This window comes from Microbacterium aurantiacum (assembly GCF_002872075.1).
GTDB lineage: Bacteria > Actinomycetota > Actinomycetes > Actinomycetales > Microbacteriaceae > Microbacterium > Microbacterium aurantiacum_A.
Window position 1 is genome coordinate 80,559 of sequence record NZ_PGGU01000005.1, and the last position, 16,209, is coordinate 96,767.

The following is a 16,209-nucleotide window of genomic DNA, read 5'->3' on the forward strand; positions in this document are numbered from 1 at the left end:
ATGACCAGAGGAGAGCGAGATGATCGCTACGGCACAAGAGACCACGGCAGCACTCGCCGCGGCTGCACCGGGAACGGTGACGCTGAGCGGCGTCACCAAATCCTTCGGCGAGGTCACCGCCGTCAAGGATCTCGACCTCCAGGTGGCCTCCGGCGAGTTCCTCTCGATGCTCGGCCCCTCCGGCTCGGGAAAGACCACGGTGCTGCGGATGATCGCCGGCTTCGAGGACGCGACGAGCGGCAGCATCCGCCTGTCCGGTGCCGATGTCACGAAGACGCCGCCGCACGCGCGCCAGGTGAACACCGTGTTCCAGGACTACGCGCTCTTCCCGCACCTGACGATCGCCGAGAACGTCGGCTACGGACTGCGTGTCCGGGGTGAGGCCAGGCGGGAGCGGGCCGGACGAGTGCAGGAGTCTCTCGCGCAGGTGCGGCTCGATCATGTCGCGAGCCGCCTGCCCCACCAGCTGTCCGGAGGGCAGCGTCAGCGCATCGCCCTGGCACGTGCGCTCATCCTGCGCCCCCAGGTGCTCCTGCTCGACGAGCCGTTGGGCGCCCTCGACAAGCAGCTGCGCGAGCAGATGCAGATCGAGCTGAAGCAGATCCAGCGCGAAGTGGGAATCACGTTCATCTTCGTCACGCACGACCAGGAGGAGGCGCTCACCCTGAGCGATCGGGTCGCCGTGTTCAACAACGGTCGGATCGAGCAGATCGGCACGGCTCAAGAAGTGTACGAGTGCCCCCGGACCGAGTTCGTCGCGCGCTTCCTGGGCCTCTCCAACCTCATCAGCGATGATCTCGCCGAAGAGCTCACCGGCGACCGCCGGACGATGAGCATCCGCCCCGAGCGTGTGCGTCTCACCTCACCTGACGAACCGCTCGACGACGGCGATGTCTCTCTGACCGGCACGATCCGCGAGGTCGTGTACACCGGCCCGGCGACCCGCTATCTGGTGACCGCCGATGCCGGAGTCGACATCATCGCCGAGCAGCCCAACGCGTACCACCCGATCTCCGGAGCCGTCTTCGGCCGAGGAGACCATGTCCGTGCCGCATGGACCCCGGAGCACGCGGCACGGCTTCCCTGAACATCCAAACCCCACCCTGCACCACCGATCACAAAGGAGCGATCAATGCGCAACAAGATCCTGGCGACCACCGCAATGGCAGCCGTCGCCGTCCTCGCCCTCTCCGCCTGCTCCGGCAGCGGGGAAGAAGCGCCGGCCGAGGGCGGCGGTGAACTTCAGATCGAGGTTCCCGACGTCCCGATGCTCGACAAGCTCGGCGACAACGAAGACGAAGTCAACATCATCGCCTGGAGCGGTTTCGTCGAGGCCGACTGGAGCGACCGGTTCACCGCGGACACCGGATGCACGGTCAACCGCCGCGTCGCCGGCACCAGCGACGAGATGGTCCAGCTCATGCGCACCGGGGACTACGACCTCGTGTCCGCCTCCGGTGACGCCAGCCTGCGCCTGATCGCCGGCGGTGACGTCCAGCCGCTCAACCTCGACCTGATCCCGAGCTTCGGCGACGACATCGTCGCCGGGATGAAGGGCCAGATCTACGACACGATCAACGGCAAGTCCTACGGCATCCCGATCGGCCGCGGCGCCAACATCCTGCAGTACAACAGTGAGGTCGTCACCGAGGAGCCCACGAGCTGGGACATCGCCTGGGAGAAGGACAGCCCGTACGCGGGCCAGGTCATCGCCTACGACGCGCCGATCTACATCGCCGATGCCGCGGTGTACCTGATGGCACACGAACCCGACCTCGGCATCGAGAACCCGTACGCCCTCGACGAGAAGCAGCTCGCCGCGGCCGTCGATCTGCTCAAGCAGCAGAACGAGATCGTCTCGGAGTACTGGTCGGACCCGGCTGCGCAGATCACCTCGTTCGCCGGCGGCACCACCGTGCTCGGCACCTCATGGGAGGTGCTGCGCAAGCTCACCGAAGACGACAAGTTCAAGAGCGTGCTGCCGGAGGAAGGCTCGACCGGCTGGTCGGATGCCTGGATGCTGGCGGCTGAGGCGAAGAACCCGAACTGCGCCTACGCCTGGATGGACTACGCCTCGACCCCCGAGGTCAACGGCGCCATCGCGATGAACTTCGGCATGGCCCCGGCCAACGCCGCGTTCTGCGAGACGAGCGACGAGGCCAAGGCGCACTGCGAGTACTACAACGCCACCAACGAGGAGTACTTCGAGAAGGTGTGGTTCTGGACCACCCCGATCGAGCAGTGCATCGACGGTCGTACGGCCGAAGAGGCGACCTGCACGAACTTCCAGCAGTGGACGGACGCCTGGCTCTCGGTCAAGGGCTGAGCGACCACGACCGCACACGTTCCCTGGGCGGGGCCTCGGCTCCGCCCAGGGAACCGGACCATTCACAATGACGACGGGATCCACATGAAGCGCCGCACACGCCTCGCCGGCCTGCTGGCCCTCCCGATGGCCTGGCTCATCGGGGTCTACATCTTCTCGCTGGTGATGCTTCTGGTGACCGCCTTCTGGGTGACCGATCCGTTCACCTCGAAGGTTAAGCCCGGTTTCACCCTCCGCAACTTCGAACAGCTCTTCATCAACCCGGCGTATCTCTCGACATCCCTGCGCACGCTCGGCATCGCCCTCGCAGTGACGCTACTGTCGATCCTCGTCTCAGTGCCGCTCGGCATCTTCATGGCCAAAGTGGCCGCACCGTGGCTGCGGGCGCTGCTGGCGGTGTCGATCACGCTGCCGCTGTGGGCGGGGTACCTCGTGAAGGTCCTGGCGATGCGCATCACGTTCACGAAGGAGGGCTTCTTCAACTGGATGCTGGCCCCGTTCGGAATCGAGGGTCCCGGGTTCACGCTGGTGACGGTCGTGCTCACGCTGACGTATCTGTGGCTTCCCTATATGGCCGTCCCGGTGTACACCGCGATCCGCCAGTTGCCGCCGAATCTGTTCGACGCCTCCGCCGACCTCGGCGCGGGCTCATGGCGAACCATCACGTCGGTCGTGCTGCCGCTGATCAAGCCCGCGATCATCGCCGGCTCCGTCTTCACTTTCTCGCTCAGCCTCGGCGACTATCTGGTGGCACGCTTCGTCGGCGGCGACACCCAGATGATCGGCAGCGTCATCGCATCGAACATCAACCTGAATCCACCGCTCGCGGCGGCGTACTCGCTCGTCCCGATCGCGTTCGTCGTCATCTACCTGGTGAGCGTTCAGCGCACCGGCGCCCTCGAAAGGATGTGAGCGGTTCATGCTGAGACTGTCCCGCACCTCCCAGGTGATCCTCGGCCTCCTCGTCGCCGTGATCCTCGCGTTCATGTACATCCCCCTGGGGCTGGTCGTCCTCAACTCCTTCAACGCGGCACGGATCGTCAGCTGGCCCGTCGCCGGCTTCTCCCTGGAGTGGTGGGGGAAGGCGTTCGCGAGCGAACCCGTTCGCGCCGCGCTGCTCAACTCGGTGCTGGTTGCGAGCGGTGCCACAGTGATCGCCGTGATCCTCGGCACGCTGGTCGCGTTCGCGCTGCAGCGGCACTCGTTCTTCGGACAGCGCGCGGTCAACCTCCTGGTGGTGCTGCCCATCGCCCTTCCTGGCATCGTCACCGGCGTCGCCCTGAACAACACGTACAACCGTATGCTCGAGCCGATCGGCATCCAGGTCGGCTTCTACGGGATGATCATCGCCCACGGCACCTTCTGCATCGTGATGGTGTTCAACAACGTGCTCGCACGGCTGCGCCGGCTGAATCCGAGTATCGAGGAGGCCTCCCAGGACCTCGGCGCGACACCGTGGCAGACGTTCCGGATGGTGACCTTCCCGCAGTTCCGCAGCGCGCTGATCGCGGGGGCGATCCTCGCCTTCGCGCTCAGCTTCGACGAGGTGTACGTGACGATCTTCACGGCCCCGCCGGGAGTCGATACGTTACCGCTGTGGATCATGAACCAGATGGCGCGCCCGAACGAGGCGAACACCGTCAACGTCGTGGCGACCATCGTGATCCTCGCCTCCTTCGTCCCGGTGTGGGTGTCCCAGCGCCTCGGGCGGGACATCACGGACCGCGGATGATGCGTCGGTGGAGGCCCGCCTGGGCGTTCGCGCTCAGCGGATCATCTGCGTTGACCCCGGGGGAGCGCCTCGGGTTGGATGGAGTCATGACTGATCGCACAAAGCCCGAGTTCGACGCTCCCACCGGCCCCGCACCCACGGAACTGGTGGTCCGGGACCTCATCGAAGGCGACGGCGCCGAGGCGAAGCCCGGCGACACCGTGACCGTCCACTATGCGGGTGTCGAGTTCGACTCCGGCGAAGAGTTCGACTCCTCCTGGGGACGCGGCGAGACCATCCAGTTCCCGCTGCGCGGACTGATCCAGGGCTGGCAGGACGGCATCCCCGGCATGAAGGTCGGCGGTCGCCGTGAGCTGGTCATCCCGCCGCAGCTCGCGTACGGCCCCGCCGGTGGTGGCCACTTCCTCTCCGGCAAGACGCTGATCTTCATCATCGATCTCGTCGCCGTCGGCTGATCGCACATCTCGAGAGACGCCCCGATCCGATGATCGGGGCGTCTCTCTGCATCCGGAACGAATTCCACCTTCATCGGAATACATTCACGTGAATGCGAGTTGTCTTCTCTGATGCCGCAGAAGCGGCCCCTGCCGCAGCAGCGGTCCACGTCCCAGAGGAGCAACCATGACCAGCATCGACATCCCCGGCTACCGTCCAGGCACCTGGGTCCTCGACCCCGCGCACAGCGAGGTCACCTTCAGCGTCCGCCACATGATGATCTCCAAGGTGCGCGGCACCTTCGGCATCAAGAACGCGACCCTGGTGGCGCCGGAGAACCCGCTCGAGGCGAGAGTCGAGGCGAGCGTCGACGTCACGTCCATCGACACGAAGGACGAGGGACGCGACACGCACCTGCGCTCCGCGGACTTCTTCGACACCGAGAACTTCCCCACCATGGAGTTCGTGTCCACCGGCGCCCGCGTCGAGGGCGGCGACTTCTTCGTCGACGGCGACCTCTCGATCCGCGGCATCACGAAGCCCGTGAGCTTCGAGTTCGATTTCGGCGGCTTCGGGTCCGACCCGTGGGGCAATTACAAGGCCGGTGCCTCGGCGGTGACCACGATCAACCGTGAGGACTTCGGTCTGACCTGGAACGCCGCGCTGGAGACCGGCGGAGTCCTCGTCGGCAAGGAGATCACGATCAACCTCGACCTGCAGGGCGCGCTCGAGCAGAGCTGACGGCCTCGGTCGACTGAACCCCGGGTCCTCAGGGCTCGGGGTTCAGTGCGTCGTAGCCGCGGAACCGCGGGGTGGTCCTGGCGAGCAACGCGACCAGGGCGATCACCAGGAACCCGCCGAGCAACGGCGGGAACCACAGCGAAGTCGCAGTCGCGAGGACCCCGGCGTAGAGCGCTCCGACGCGGGGCCCGCCGGCCACAACGATGATGAAGACGCCCTGCAGTCGTCCGCGCATCGCGTCGGGCACGGCGGCCTGCATCATCGTGTTCCGGTAGATCGAACTGACGTTGTCGGCGGCCCCGGAGAGCGCCAGTGCGACGCAGGCGCACACGATGAGCAGGATGTTCGGCGCCGTCGCCGACGCGCCGGGCACGAACGTGCCGACCAGCAGGACTGTTCCGAACAGGGCGATCGTCATCCCGTACGCCTGGACGGCCCGCGCGATGCCGCGGCCGTGCCAGCGATACTGCACCACGCGGCCCGAGAACAGGCTCGAGGTGAACGTCCCGACGGCGACGGCGGCCGTCAGGATCCCCGTCGTGACGGCACCGCCACCGAGCAGCACGGCCCCGAGCGCCGGGAACAGGACGAGCGGGTGTCCGAACGTCATCGCGATGATGTCCAGCAGGTACTGCATCCGGATGTTGCCGGCGCCGCGCAGGAACCGCCAGCCGTCGACGAGGGAAGCCAGCCCCGGGCGCACGATCTCGCCTTCGGGGCGGAGTGCCGGCAGGGTCCACAGGCCGAGGAACATCGATGTCATCAGCACGACGTCGATCGTGTAGGTCCACCCGAAGCCGGTGAGCGCGACGAGCAGCCCCGCGAGCGCGGGACCCGCCATCACCGTGAGGCCGAACGATATCCCGTTCAGGGCGGAAGCGGCGGCGAGCTGATCGATGGGGATGAGCCGTGGCACGATCGCGGTTCGCGTGGCGAAGCCGACCGAGTTCGTCGCGGCGATGATCATGCTGAGCGCGTACAGCCACCAGATCGTCTCGGTACCGGTCCAGGTGAGGGCCGCAAGCAGCGCGGTCGCACAGAAGGCGATGGATGCGGCGATCAGCGCGACCTTGCGCCGGTCGAAAGCATCCGCGAGCATTCCACCGTAGAGGCCCGCCACGATCATCGGCACGAGCCCCGCGACGGCGATCATCGACACCGCGAGAGTGCTGGCGGTGAGGTCGAACACGTGCAGCATCACAGTGACGATCGTGAGCTGGCCGCCGATGCCCGTCAGCAGCGACCCGATCCACATCCGGGCGAAGGCGGGGGAGGTCCGCAGGGGAGTGAGGTCGATGAGATGCCCGCGGGAGAACTGCACCTGACGAGGCTATCGGCCCCGGTGCGAGGGAGGCGCGCGCTGCTGGTAGACTCTTCAGGTTGCCGTTTGATCGGCCGCGGATAAAGAGAGCTCACACATCAGGTGTTGGGCGCCGCGCAACGAACTGAAAGGGGATCCCATCTATGCCACTCGAATCTGACGCCAAGAAGGCGATCATGGAAGAGTACGCGACGCACCCCGGTGACACCGGATCCCCCGAGGTGCAGGTCGCAATGCTGACGCAGCGCATCAAGGACCTCACCGAACACCTCAAGGAGCACAAGCACGACCACCACTCGCGTCGTGGCCTGTTCCTCATGGTGGGTCAGCGCCGTCGTCTGCTCGGCTACCTCCAGGACATCGACATCGCGCGTTACCGCTCGCTGATCGAGCGTCTTGGGCTTCGCCGCTGAGCGACCCAGCGTTCAATCGCACTTCTTCCGAAGGCCGTCCCAGGTGTGGGGCGGCCTTCGTCGTTTCCACGGGTTGACCATCGCTCAGCGTGATCCGCTGCCCCGACCGACTCGATGGGCCACGGCCCTTCTGGGCCTGGTGCTCGGTCTCATGGTGGCCTCCTGGGGGCTCGACGACCTGGCGTCGGCGATCGTTCCGCTGCTGCTGATGCTCGGGCTCGTCGCCTGGATGTTCGCCTGGCGCTCGGACGCCGGTCCTGCCGCTCTCGGCCGATACTGGCGCTGGCCGCAGATCTCGGTGTTCCTGGCGACGTCGGCGCTCGTCGCCGGGACGAGCCTGCTGGCGGCGTAGTCCGATGAGGTGTCCCCGGGGATGCTGTTCGGCACCGGGGCGCTGGTGGCCGTGATGTACGTCGCAGCCGCGCTCGTGCCGGATCGTCCGTCGCCGGTGGTTCATGAGCCGGCCGGTGGCGATGACTGAGAAGCGGCGGGCACCGCACCCGCGGACCCGCCTCGACGACAACTTCTCGACGCCCATCCGCTTCTCACTGATGGCAGAAGGCATTCGCCGGGCATCTGCAGGCGCTCCGCGCGATCGTCGAACTCGGCGGCCAGCAGATGCCGTGAGCGTGGAGCTGGCCTAGGCGGGCACCCCGACGAGATCGGCATGGTGGATCGCTGCGACATCCGGGTGCGCACGCAGCCGCGACTTCAGGGCATTCTCGCCGTAGAGCGCGTGGATCGGATTGCTCGGATCCTGCGTGATCCCGTTTGCCTCCGAAGCGAGATCGGCTGGGAGCTCGATCAGCGGGAGACGCTGGTCCAGCGCGGGGTTGAAGAAGAACGGGATCGAGATGCGCTCGTTCGGCGCCTGCGGCGAGACGACCCGGTGGTTGGTCGCCTTGAGATAGCCGCCGGTGGCATACTCCAGGAGCTCGCCGATGTTCACCACGAAGGCACCGGGAACGGGTGGCGCGTCCACCCAGCTGCCGTCGCGCTCGACCTGGAGCCCACCCTTTCCCGGCTCGACCCAGAGAAGGGTCAGCACACCGGAGTCCTTGTGAGCCCCGACGCCCTGCTGGGGCTCGGGCTCATGGGTTCCGGGGTAGCGCACGATCTTGATGAGGGTGGAGGGCTCGCCGAAGTGCTCATCGAAGTAGGACTCCTCGGCCCCGAGCGCGACGGCCCAGGCCCGCAGCAGCTTCCGGGCGACGCCCGAGAGCGTCTCGTGCCATTCGGCGACGACCTCGCGCAGTTCGGGCTGCGCCGCCGGCCACAGATTCGGTCCGATGAGACGGTTGAACGCGGGGCCGCCGGTGACCGGCTCTCGCTCGGAGCCGATGTCGATCTGCTCCCGCCAGTCGACCTTGCCCTGGGTGCGCTCGCCGCCGATGCGGGTGTACCCGCGGAAGTGCGGGCTTTTCACGTTCTCGATCGCGAGCTTCTCCTCTTCCGGAAGTGCGAAGAAGTCCAGCGCCGCGCGATGCAGTCGTGCCTCCAGCTCGGGGGATACGCCGGTGCCTGTGAGATAGAAGAAGCCGACATCGTGGGTCGCCGCGCGCAGATCGTCGCGGAAGCGGGCAGCGGCCTCCGGGCCTTCATCGAGCTGGGACAGGTCGAGGATCGGGAGCGAGAGTTCAGCCATGACCCGAGGTTAGATCCGGTCGGCGGAAGCCGGAAACAGTGTTGCGTCGCGTTACCGGGAGGGTGCTAAAGTCTCCTAAGTAAGGGATGCCTTACCTCTGTTCTGCGATCGAGAGTATCCCTGTCCGTGCTCGCCACATTCCTCATCGGCCTTCGCGAAGGCCTGGAAGCCGCGCTCGTCGTCGGCATCCTCATCGCCTACCTCCGTCGGCTCGGTCGCGCTGATGTGCTCCCGCGGCTGTGGCTCGGGATCGGCCTCGCCGTCGCGCTGGCGCTGGGCGTGGGAGCGGTGCTCACGTTCGGCGACTATGCGCTGACGTTCGAAGCCCAGGAGCTTCTCGGCGGAGGTCTCTCCCTGCTCGCCGTGGGGATGGTCACCTGGATGATCTTCTGGATGCAGAAGGCCGGCCGCACGATGAAGGCGACGCTCGAGGGAGGTGTCGATCGCGCGCTCACCAACGGCGGTCTGTGGGCGCTCGTCGCGATCGGTTTCGTCTCGGTGGCGCGAGAGGGCATCGAGACGACACTTCTGCTGTGGTCGATGGTGCAGTCCTTCGGCGACGCGCCGTCGGCACTTCTGGGCGCGCTGCTCGGCCTCACGGCCGCCGTCATCACCGGTTGGCTGATCACCCGTGGCGCCGTTCGGCTCGACCTGCGCCGATTCTTCACCTGGACCGGCGGATTCCTCGTCGTCGTCGCGGCCGGCGTCCTCGCCTACGCCGTGATGGATCTGCAGGAGGCCGGGGCGCTCCCGGGCCCCTTCACCGCACTCGCGCCTCTCGATCCGGCCAACGGAGCGGTCGCCGTCGGCTGGGCTGCCTTCCCGTTCGGCTGGGCGTTCGACGTCGCATCCGCCATCCCGCCCGACAGCGCGTTGGCGGCGATCCTGCAGGCGACGGTCGGTTTCATGCCGGCCATGACGTGGCTGCAGGTCACGGCCTGGGCGCTGTACATCGCCATCGTCGGGTTCTTCTACGCCCGCGGCCTGCGCGCGCGGCATCCGTCACGCCCACGACCGGCTGCGGACCCGCATCCGGACGAGACTCTTCACCTTTCACCACAAGGAGCAGCATGATCACCTCACGCCGAATCATCGGTGCCCTCGCGGCCGTCGGGGCCGGAACCCTCGTTCTGAGCGGTTGCGTCGCGAAGAGCGATGTCGATACCGCTGCGGCCTTCGAGGTGTCCTCGACGGACGGCACCTGCGCCGTCTCCGCGGCGACGGCGAAGAGCGGGACGCTGACCTTCGAGGTCACCAACGACAGCAGCAAGATCTCGGAGTTCTACCTGCTCGCCGAGGACGGTCTGCGCATCGTCGGCGAAGTCGAGAACATCGCGCCTGCGGCATCCCGCACGCTCACGGTCGTCGCCCAGCCGGGGGAGTACTTCACCCTCTGCAAGCCCGGCATGATCGGCGAGGGCGTCGGCAAGGCACCGTTCTCCGTCACCGGCGACCGGATCGCCGTCGACGGGCCGGATGCCGAGCTGAAGCAGCAGGCTGTCGACCTCTACGCCGCGTTCGTCAAGGACCAGGTCGGACAGCTCGTGCCCACGGTCGAGGACTTCGTCACCGCCTACGTGGCTGGCGATGACGAGACCGCGCGCGCTCTCTTCCCGCAGACCCGTGCGTTCTACGAGCGCATCGAACCCGTCGCTGAGGCACTCGGCGACCTCGACCCGCGCATCGACTACCGCGAGGTCGACGCCGTCGCCGAGGAGCTGGACTGGACCGGCTTCCACCGCATCGAGAAAGACCTGTGGGTGCCGGCGCAGGACGCACTGAACGCCGATGGCGAGACCCCGGCATGGAAGGACTGGGCGCCCTCGACTCCCGAGCAGCGCTCCGAGTTCGGCGACCTGCTGCTCGCCGACGTGCAGGAGCTCTTCTCCTACGTGCACTCGGACGACTTCACCACGGCGCTGGACGACCAGGGCATCGCGGGTATCTCGAACGGCGCCATCGCGCTGCTCGACGAGGTCGCGACCGGCAAGATCTCCGGCGAGGAGGACTGGTGGTCGGGAACCGACCTCTACGACTTCGCGGCGAACGTCGAGGGATCCAAGATGGCGTTCTCGCTGGTGCAGGACTTCGCCGCGGCTCAGGGGGAAGAGGGCAAGGCGCTGGTCGGCGAGATCGAGGCCGGCTACGCGCAGCTCGAAGAAGCGCTCGCCGCGCACGGCTCGCTGGCCGACGGGTTCGCCGGATATGCCGAACTCACCGATGGCGACAAGCGCCAGTTCACCGACCTGATCAACGCACTCGCCGAGCCGCTCTCGCAGCTGACCGGCACCGTGCTGTCCTGATCGGGGATGCATCGAAGATGAACGCGGACGAGACGGATGCCGCGGCCACGCCGTCGAAGGACAGCGAGGGCGCCGCAGCATCCGCCCGCCCGGGGCTGAGCAGACGAGGCCTGCTCGGGCTCGCGATCGGCGGAGGCGTCGCCGGGCTCGCGGTCGGAGCGGGAGCCGGACTCGCCGGCGGCGTCGCCCTGGGGCGTGCGCGGGAGAACGCGGTGGCGCAGAGCGCCTACGACTTCTTCCGTGCCCATCAGGCCGGCATCACCACGCCGGTGCAGGATCACCTGCACTTCGCCGCGTTCGACATGATGCCGCGGAGTGATCGCGACGATCTCGTCTCGTTGCTGCAGGACTGGACCTACGCAGCATCGCGGATGACGCAGGGGCTCGAGGTCAGCGCCACGGGCGCGGTCGGCGGTCCGGCAGAACAACCGCCGGAGGACACCGGCGAGGCGCTGGGGCTGCCCGCGGCAGGACTCACCATCACCTTCGGCTTCGGGCCGGGGCTGTTCGAGAACGAGGACGGCGATCGCTACGGCATCGCCGCACGGCGTCCGGCCGGGTTCGAGAAGCTGCCTCCGTTCCTCGGTGACGACCTCGATCCCGAACTCTCGAACGGCGATCTGTGCATCCAGGCATGCGCCGACGATCCGCAGGTGGCGGTGCACGCGATCCGCAATCTCAGCCGGATCGCCTTCGGCCGGGCAAGGCTCCGGTGGTCGCAGCTCGGGTTCGGCAAGACCTCGCGGACGACGTCGACGCAGGCGACGCCCCGCAACCTCTTCGGGTTCAAGGACGGCACGGCGAACATCCTCGCCGACGATGCGGACGCTCTCGCAGAGCACGTCTGGGTCGCAGCATCCGACGAACCCGCCTGGCTGGGCGGGGGCTCGTATCTCGTCGCCCGGAAGATCGCCATGCTCATCGAGACGTGGGATCGGGTGCGCCTCGCCGAGCAGCATTCCATCATCGGCCGTGACAAGGGGGCCGGAGCGCCGCTGTCCGGCGGCGGCGAGTTCACCGCCCCCGACTTCAGCCGGGTCGCGATCGACGAGAACAGCCACGTGCGGCTCGCGCATCCGGAGCAGAACGACGGCAACCGCATCCTCCGCCGCGGCTACAACTACGTCGACGGCAACAACAACCTGGGGCGCCTCGACGCGGGGCTGTTCTTCCTCTCGTACCAGCGCGACCCCGCACAGTTCGTGTCGCTGCAGCGCCGGCTTTCGACCGACCTCCTGAACGAGTACATCCGGCACGTCGGCTCCGGGATCTGGGCCGTCCCTGGGGGCGCGAAGCCCGGATCCTACGTCGGGGCCGAGCTCTTCGACTGAGGCGAGGCCGGCCGGCGGGAGCCGGTCGGGTCGTTGCGGCGCCCCTCGCGCGAGGCGAGACCGGGGTCGGTGAAGAGCCACGTCGGGCGTGGTTCCACAAGCGGCCGGAACAGCCATCGCACCGGTCTGGTGGCGAGCGCCAGCGCGATCAGCACCGACAGCACCGTGACGGTCGGAAGCCAGATCCAGGTCGGATCCAGGTCGCGCAGGATCCCCGTCTCACGGAACGGGTAGAGAACGAAGGAGTGCAGCAGGAACACGTACATCGTGTACTGCCCGAACGGCGTCCACCAGTGCGTCCCGCGGGGGATCAGGGCGAAGAAGGCCGCACTGAGAACCACGGCGAGCAGCATGAGGGCGATGCGCAGGCCGCCGGCCCACCACTGCTCACCCCCGAGGTCCGCGTACGAGTCCTCGTAGAACAGCCAATGCCTCAGGTCGATCGCCTGCCAGAGCGGGAGCCAGGTCCACGCCGCCCAGCCGGCCGCCCCGAGCACCGCGACCGCCACGACGGGGACCCACCACGGGCGGGAATCCAGCAGGCGCATCCGGGCGACGATGTCGTTCTCGCGCAGCCACCACCCGAAGGCGAAGAACGGCAGCAGGCCGAGAGTGCGCGAAAGCGAGAAGGTGCTGTCGACGTTGGGCAGGTACCCGACGCCGATCGAGATCGCCACAGTCCACAGCAACGGCCACCGCAGCAGGGCGAGGTAGGGGAGCACCAGGCGGAAGATCCCCAGCGCGAGCAGGAACCACAGCGTCCAAGACGGCCGGGTGATGTTGGGGTCGGCCTGTCCCTCGACGAGCCACTTCGTGAGCGTCCAGAGCAGTTCGAAGATGAGATAGGGCACGAGGATGTCCGTGATGACCCTGGCCATCTGCGTCTTCGTCGGTGACGACGACTTCGAGAAGTACCCCGAGATGATCGCGAACGCCGGCATGTGGAACGCGTACAGCGTGAGGTAGAACGCGAAAGCGATGTCCGAGTCGTAGATCAGGCGCTGGATCGCGTGCCCGAGGACTACGAGGACGATGCAGGCGTAACGGGCGTTGTCCCAGAACGGCACCCGGCGCCGGGGCCTCTGGATCGAACCGGTGGACGGTCGTCCGGAGTCTGCGTCGGCGCTGCTCATCCTCCGAGGCTACCGCGCGGGAATAAAGTTGCCTGGATCGCGTTGACTCAAATACATTCAAGTGAATAGAAACGGATGCCCTGTCATCCGCTTCGGGAAAGACGGAGCAATCATGAGCGAGCAGTCGGGCGCACACGGGATGCAGTTCGGCATCATGTCGGTCAGCGACATCACCCGCGACCCCGTGACGGGGGTCACGCCGAGCGAGCAGGAGCGCATCAAGGCCACGATGACGATCGCCAGGCACGCCGAAGAGGTGGGTCTCGACGTCTTCGCGATCGGTGAGCATCACAACCCGCCGTTCTGGTCGTCCAGTCCGTCGACCTTCCTCGCCGCCCTCGCGGCGCAGACAGAACGACTCATCGTCTCGACCTCGACGACGCTGATCACGACGAACGACCCTGTGCGCATCGCCGAGGAGTACGCGATGCTGCAGCACGTCTCGGACGGCCGGATGGACCTGATGCTCGGCCGCGGCAACACCGGGCCCGTGTATCCCTGGTTCGGACAGGACATCCGCCAGGGGCTCCCGCTCGCGATCGAGAACTACGCGCTGCTGCACAAGCTGTGGCGTGAAGACGTGGTGGACTGGGAAGGCAAGTTCCGCACTCCGCTGCAGGGCTTCACCTCGACGCCGCGTCCGCTCGACGGCATCGCGCCGTTCGTCTGGCACGGATCCATCCGCACCCCCGAGATCGCCGAGCAGGCCGCGTACTACGGCGACGGGTTCTTCGCGAACAACATCTTCTGGCCGAAGGAGCACTACCAGCGGCTCATCGAGCTGTACCGTCAGCGCTTCGCGCACTACGGCCACGGAACGCCGGAGCAGGCGATCGTCGGACTCGGCGGACAGGTGTTCATGAGTGCGAAGTCGCAGGACGCGGTGAACCAGTTCCGCCCGTTCTTCGACAACGCCCCGGTGTACGGTCACGGCCCGAGCATGGAGGACTTCACCGAGATGACCCCTCTGACGGTGGGCTCGCCGCAGCAGGTCATCGACCGCTACGCCGCAATGCGCGAGCACTACGGTGACTACCAGCGGCAGCTGTTCCTCATCGATCACGCCGGGCTCCCGCTGAAGATGGTGCTCGAGCAGCTCGACATCCTCGGCTCCGAGGTCGTACCCGTGCTCCGCAAGGAGCTCGCGAAGGACCGTCCTGCGGGCGTTCCGGATGCTCCGACCCATGCCGCCCGTGTCGCGGCGGAGTTCGGCGATGGGCCCACCCGTCAGGCGCGCCCCGGCGCGAACCGCGGGGACAACCTCACCGGCGACTCGCCGTATCAGGACACTCCTGCGCCGACGGGCGCGGCATTCGGCCTCAGCCGGAAGGACGCATGATGACCACGCGCCGTATCGCCGTCGTCTCGGCGGGTCTGTCCAACCCCTCGTCCACCCGGATGCTCGCGGATCGGCTGGCAGCGGAGACGCTGAGGGCCCTGGCGGCCGAGGGCATCGAGGCGAGTGTGGACGTGATCGAGTTGCGCGACTACGCGCACGACATCACGAACAACATGCTCACCGGATTCGCGCCGCCAGCGCTGGAGACGGCGATCAACACCGTCATCTCGGCGGATGCGCTGATCGCGGTCACGCCGATCTTCTCGACCAGTTACTCGGGGCTGTTCAAGTCGTTCATCGACGTGCTCGACCCCGACTCGCTGGCCGGCAAGCCTGTGCTGATCGGCGCGAACGCCGGGACCGCGCGCCATTCCCTGGCGATCGACTACGCGATCCGCCCGCTTTTCGCCTACCTGCACGCCGAGCCCGTCTCGACCGGCGTGTTCGCGGCGTCCAGCGACTGGGGTGGCGCGGGCGACGACGTCGCACCGCTCGCGAAGCGGGTGGAGAAGGGCGCGCGGGAGCTCGCCGAGGCGATCGCGCGGCGGAAGGCGACTGTGGTCGCCGACCCCTACGACCCGACGACCTATCTCGGCGAAGGACGCTCCTTCGGTCATATGCTCGGCGGCCTCGCGGGGGAGTGACCTGCCGACTGCGTTCTCCATGCGCCCGCCGCGGGTCAGAATGGAACACCACACCTCTGAATGGAGACGCATGGAGATCGCAGTCGCAGGCGGCACCGGCATCGTCGGCACCGAAGTCGTGCGGGTGGCACAGCAACGCGGCCACCGTGTCCGTGTCCTGACCAGAGGCAACCGCGTCGACGTGCAGAGCGGAGAGGGCCTCGACGCGGCGCTGGAGGGCGCCGATGCCGTGATCGACGCGCTCAGCGTCGTCACGCAGAGCGCCCGCACGTCGAGCGATTTCTTCACCAGAACCACGGCGAAGATGCTCGCCGCCGAGCAGCGCGCAGGAGTCGGTCATCACGTCGCCCTGTCGATCGTCGGCGTCGATCGTGCGCCGCACGCGTACTACGCCGGCAAGCTCGCGCAGGAGCAGGCGGTGCAGTCCGGTCAGACGCCGTGGACGATATTGCGCGCCACGCAGTTCCACGACTTCTCGGCGCAGATGCACCGCAGAGCCGCTGTCGGCCCGCTGCACCTGGCGGTGCGGATGCGGACGCAGCCGGTGTCGGTCATCGAGGTCGCGCAACGGCTCGTCGACCTGACCGAGGCCGCGCCCGCGGGCCGTGCGCGCGACCTCGCCGGCCCCCACGAGGAAGACCTCGCCGAGATGATGAGGTCGTGGGCGCGGCACACCGGCCGAGAAGGCTGGATGCCGGCGATAGCGCTTCCCGGCGCGTTCGGACGCGCGATGCGCGACGGCAGCATGCTTCCCGATGACGACGCCGAACGCGGAACCGTGACCTTCGCGAACTGGCTCGCCTCGCAGCCGCAGCGCTGACCGCAGAGACGGCGTGTCCGCCGTCG

Annotated in this window: 17 protein-coding genes; 14 read left to right on the forward strand and 3 right to left on the reverse strand. The window is 67.4% G+C overall.

Annotation, left to right across the window (positions count from 1 at the left end; translation table 11 throughout):
• Positions 1-19: 19 nt before the first annotated feature.
• From CUR96_RS03295 to CUR96_RS03320, 6 genes are all read left to right on the forward strand, one after another.
• Complete coding sequence (locus CUR96_RS03295; RefSeq protein ID WP_102191869.1) at positions 20-1,087, forward strand: ABC transporter ATP-binding protein; 1,068 nt, start codon at positions 20-22, stop codon at positions 1,085-1,087.
• Between the two features lie 45 nt (positions 1,088-1,132).
• The gene (locus CUR96_RS03300) at positions 1,133-2,326 is read left to right on the forward strand and encodes an extracellular solute-binding protein (RefSeq protein WP_102191870.1); all 1,194 of its coding nucleotides are present in this window, start codon (positions 1,133-1,135) and stop codon (positions 2,324-2,326) included.
• Between the two features lie 84 nt (positions 2,327-2,410).
• A complete protein-coding gene (locus CUR96_RS03305; protein WP_102191871.1) occupies positions 2,411-3,238 on the forward strand; it encodes an ABC transporter permease in 828 nt (275 codons plus the stop codon).
• A gap of 7 nt (positions 3,239-3,245) precedes the next feature.
• A complete protein-coding gene (locus CUR96_RS03310) occupies positions 3,246-4,058 on the forward strand; it encodes an ABC transporter permease (RefSeq protein ID WP_102191872.1) in 813 nt (270 codons plus the stop codon).
• Positions 4,059-4,144: 86 nt separating this feature from the next.
• Positions 4,145-4,513 (forward strand): FKBP-type peptidyl-prolyl cis-trans isomerase, encoded by a 369-nt coding sequence (locus CUR96_RS03315; protein WP_102191873.1) that lies wholly within the window; start codon positions 4,145-4,147, stop codon positions 4,511-4,513.
• Between the two features lie 166 nt (positions 4,514-4,679).
• Positions 4,680-5,234: a YceI family protein gene (locus tag CUR96_RS03320; protein WP_102191874.1), complete on the forward strand. Its 555-nt coding sequence runs from the start codon at positions 4,680-4,682 to the stop codon at positions 5,232-5,234.
• Between the two features lie 28 nt (positions 5,235-5,262).
• On the opposite strand, the gene CUR96_RS03325 is transcribed toward CUR96_RS03320, so the two are convergent.
• The gene (locus CUR96_RS03325; protein WP_102191875.1) at positions 5,263-6,555 is read right to left on the reverse strand and encodes an MFS transporter; all 1,293 of its coding nucleotides are present in this window, start codon (positions 6,553-6,555) and stop codon (positions 5,263-5,265) included.
• Between the two features lie 143 nt (positions 6,556-6,698).
• On the opposite strand from CUR96_RS03325, the gene rpsO reads away from it, so the two are divergent.
• The gene (rpsO, locus tag CUR96_RS03330; protein WP_045280509.1) at positions 6,699-6,968 is read left to right on the forward strand and encodes a 30S ribosomal protein S15; all 270 of its coding nucleotides are present in this window, start codon (positions 6,699-6,701) and stop codon (positions 6,966-6,968) included.
• Positions 6,969-7,041: 73 nt separating this feature from the next.
• Positions 7,042-7,320 (forward strand): hypothetical protein, encoded by a 279-nt coding sequence (locus CUR96_RS03335; RefSeq protein ID WP_146008119.1) that lies wholly within the window; start codon positions 7,042-7,044, stop codon positions 7,318-7,320.
• Positions 7,321-7,608: 288 nt separating this feature from the next.
• Here the strand turns inward: CUR96_RS03335 and CUR96_RS03340 are convergent, their stop codons facing one another.
• Positions 7,609-8,613, reverse strand: a complete 1,005-nt coding sequence (locus tag CUR96_RS03340) for an isopenicillin N synthase family dioxygenase (RefSeq protein ID WP_102191877.1) — start codon at positions 8,611-8,613, stop codon at positions 7,609-7,611.
• Between the two features lie 126 nt (positions 8,614-8,739).
• On the opposite strand from CUR96_RS03340, the gene efeU reads away from it, so the two are divergent.
• Genes efeU through efeB form a run of 3 tightly spaced genes read left to right on the forward strand, consistent with a single transcriptional unit; the run spans position 8,740 to position 12,247 of the window.
• Positions 8,740-9,687 (forward strand): iron uptake transporter permease EfeU, encoded by a 948-nt coding sequence (efeU, locus tag CUR96_RS03345; protein ID WP_102191878.1) that lies wholly within the window; start codon positions 8,740-8,742, stop codon positions 9,685-9,687.
• On the forward strand, positions 9,684-10,916 hold the full coding sequence (efeO, locus tag CUR96_RS03350; RefSeq protein ID WP_102191879.1) for an iron uptake system protein EfeO: 1,233 nt from the start codon (positions 9,684-9,686) through the stop codon (positions 10,914-10,916). Before efeU ends, efeO begins: the two co-directional genes overlap by 4 nt.
• A 17-nt stretch (positions 10,917-10,933) precedes the next feature.
• On the forward strand, positions 10,934-12,247 hold the full coding sequence (gene efeB, locus CUR96_RS03355) for an iron uptake transporter deferrochelatase/peroxidase subunit (protein ID WP_102191880.1): 1,314 nt from the start codon (positions 10,934-10,936) through the stop codon (positions 12,245-12,247).
• On the opposite strand, the gene CUR96_RS03360 is transcribed toward efeB, so the two are convergent.
• Positions 12,220-13,380 carry an acyltransferase family protein gene (locus tag CUR96_RS03360; protein WP_102191881.1) on the reverse strand — a complete coding sequence of 387 codons (1,161 nt, stop codon included), beginning with the start codon at positions 13,378-13,380 and terminating at the stop codon, positions 12,220-12,222. The genes efeB and CUR96_RS03360 overlap by 28 nt on opposite strands.
• Positions 13,381-13,492: 112 nt before the next feature.
• Here CUR96_RS03360 and CUR96_RS03365 point away from each other — a divergent pair, with 112 nt between their 5' ends.
• From CUR96_RS03365 to CUR96_RS03375, 3 genes are all read left to right on the forward strand, one after another.
• Entirely contained in the window at positions 13,493-14,719 is a 1,227-nt protein-coding gene (locus tag CUR96_RS03365; protein WP_102191882.1) for an LLM class flavin-dependent oxidoreductase, read from the forward strand.
• Complete coding sequence (locus CUR96_RS03370) at positions 14,719-15,363, forward strand: FMN reductase (protein WP_102192244.1); 645 nt, start codon at positions 14,719-14,721, stop codon at positions 15,361-15,363. The genes CUR96_RS03365 and CUR96_RS03370 overlap by 1 nt, the downstream gene beginning before the upstream one ends.
• Before the next feature lie 70 nt (positions 15,364-15,433).
• On the forward strand, positions 15,434-16,183 hold the full coding sequence (locus tag CUR96_RS03375) for an SDR family oxidoreductase (protein WP_102191883.1): 750 nt from the start codon (positions 15,434-15,436) through the stop codon (positions 16,181-16,183).
• The last annotated feature ends 26 nt before the right edge of the window (positions 16,184-16,209 follow it).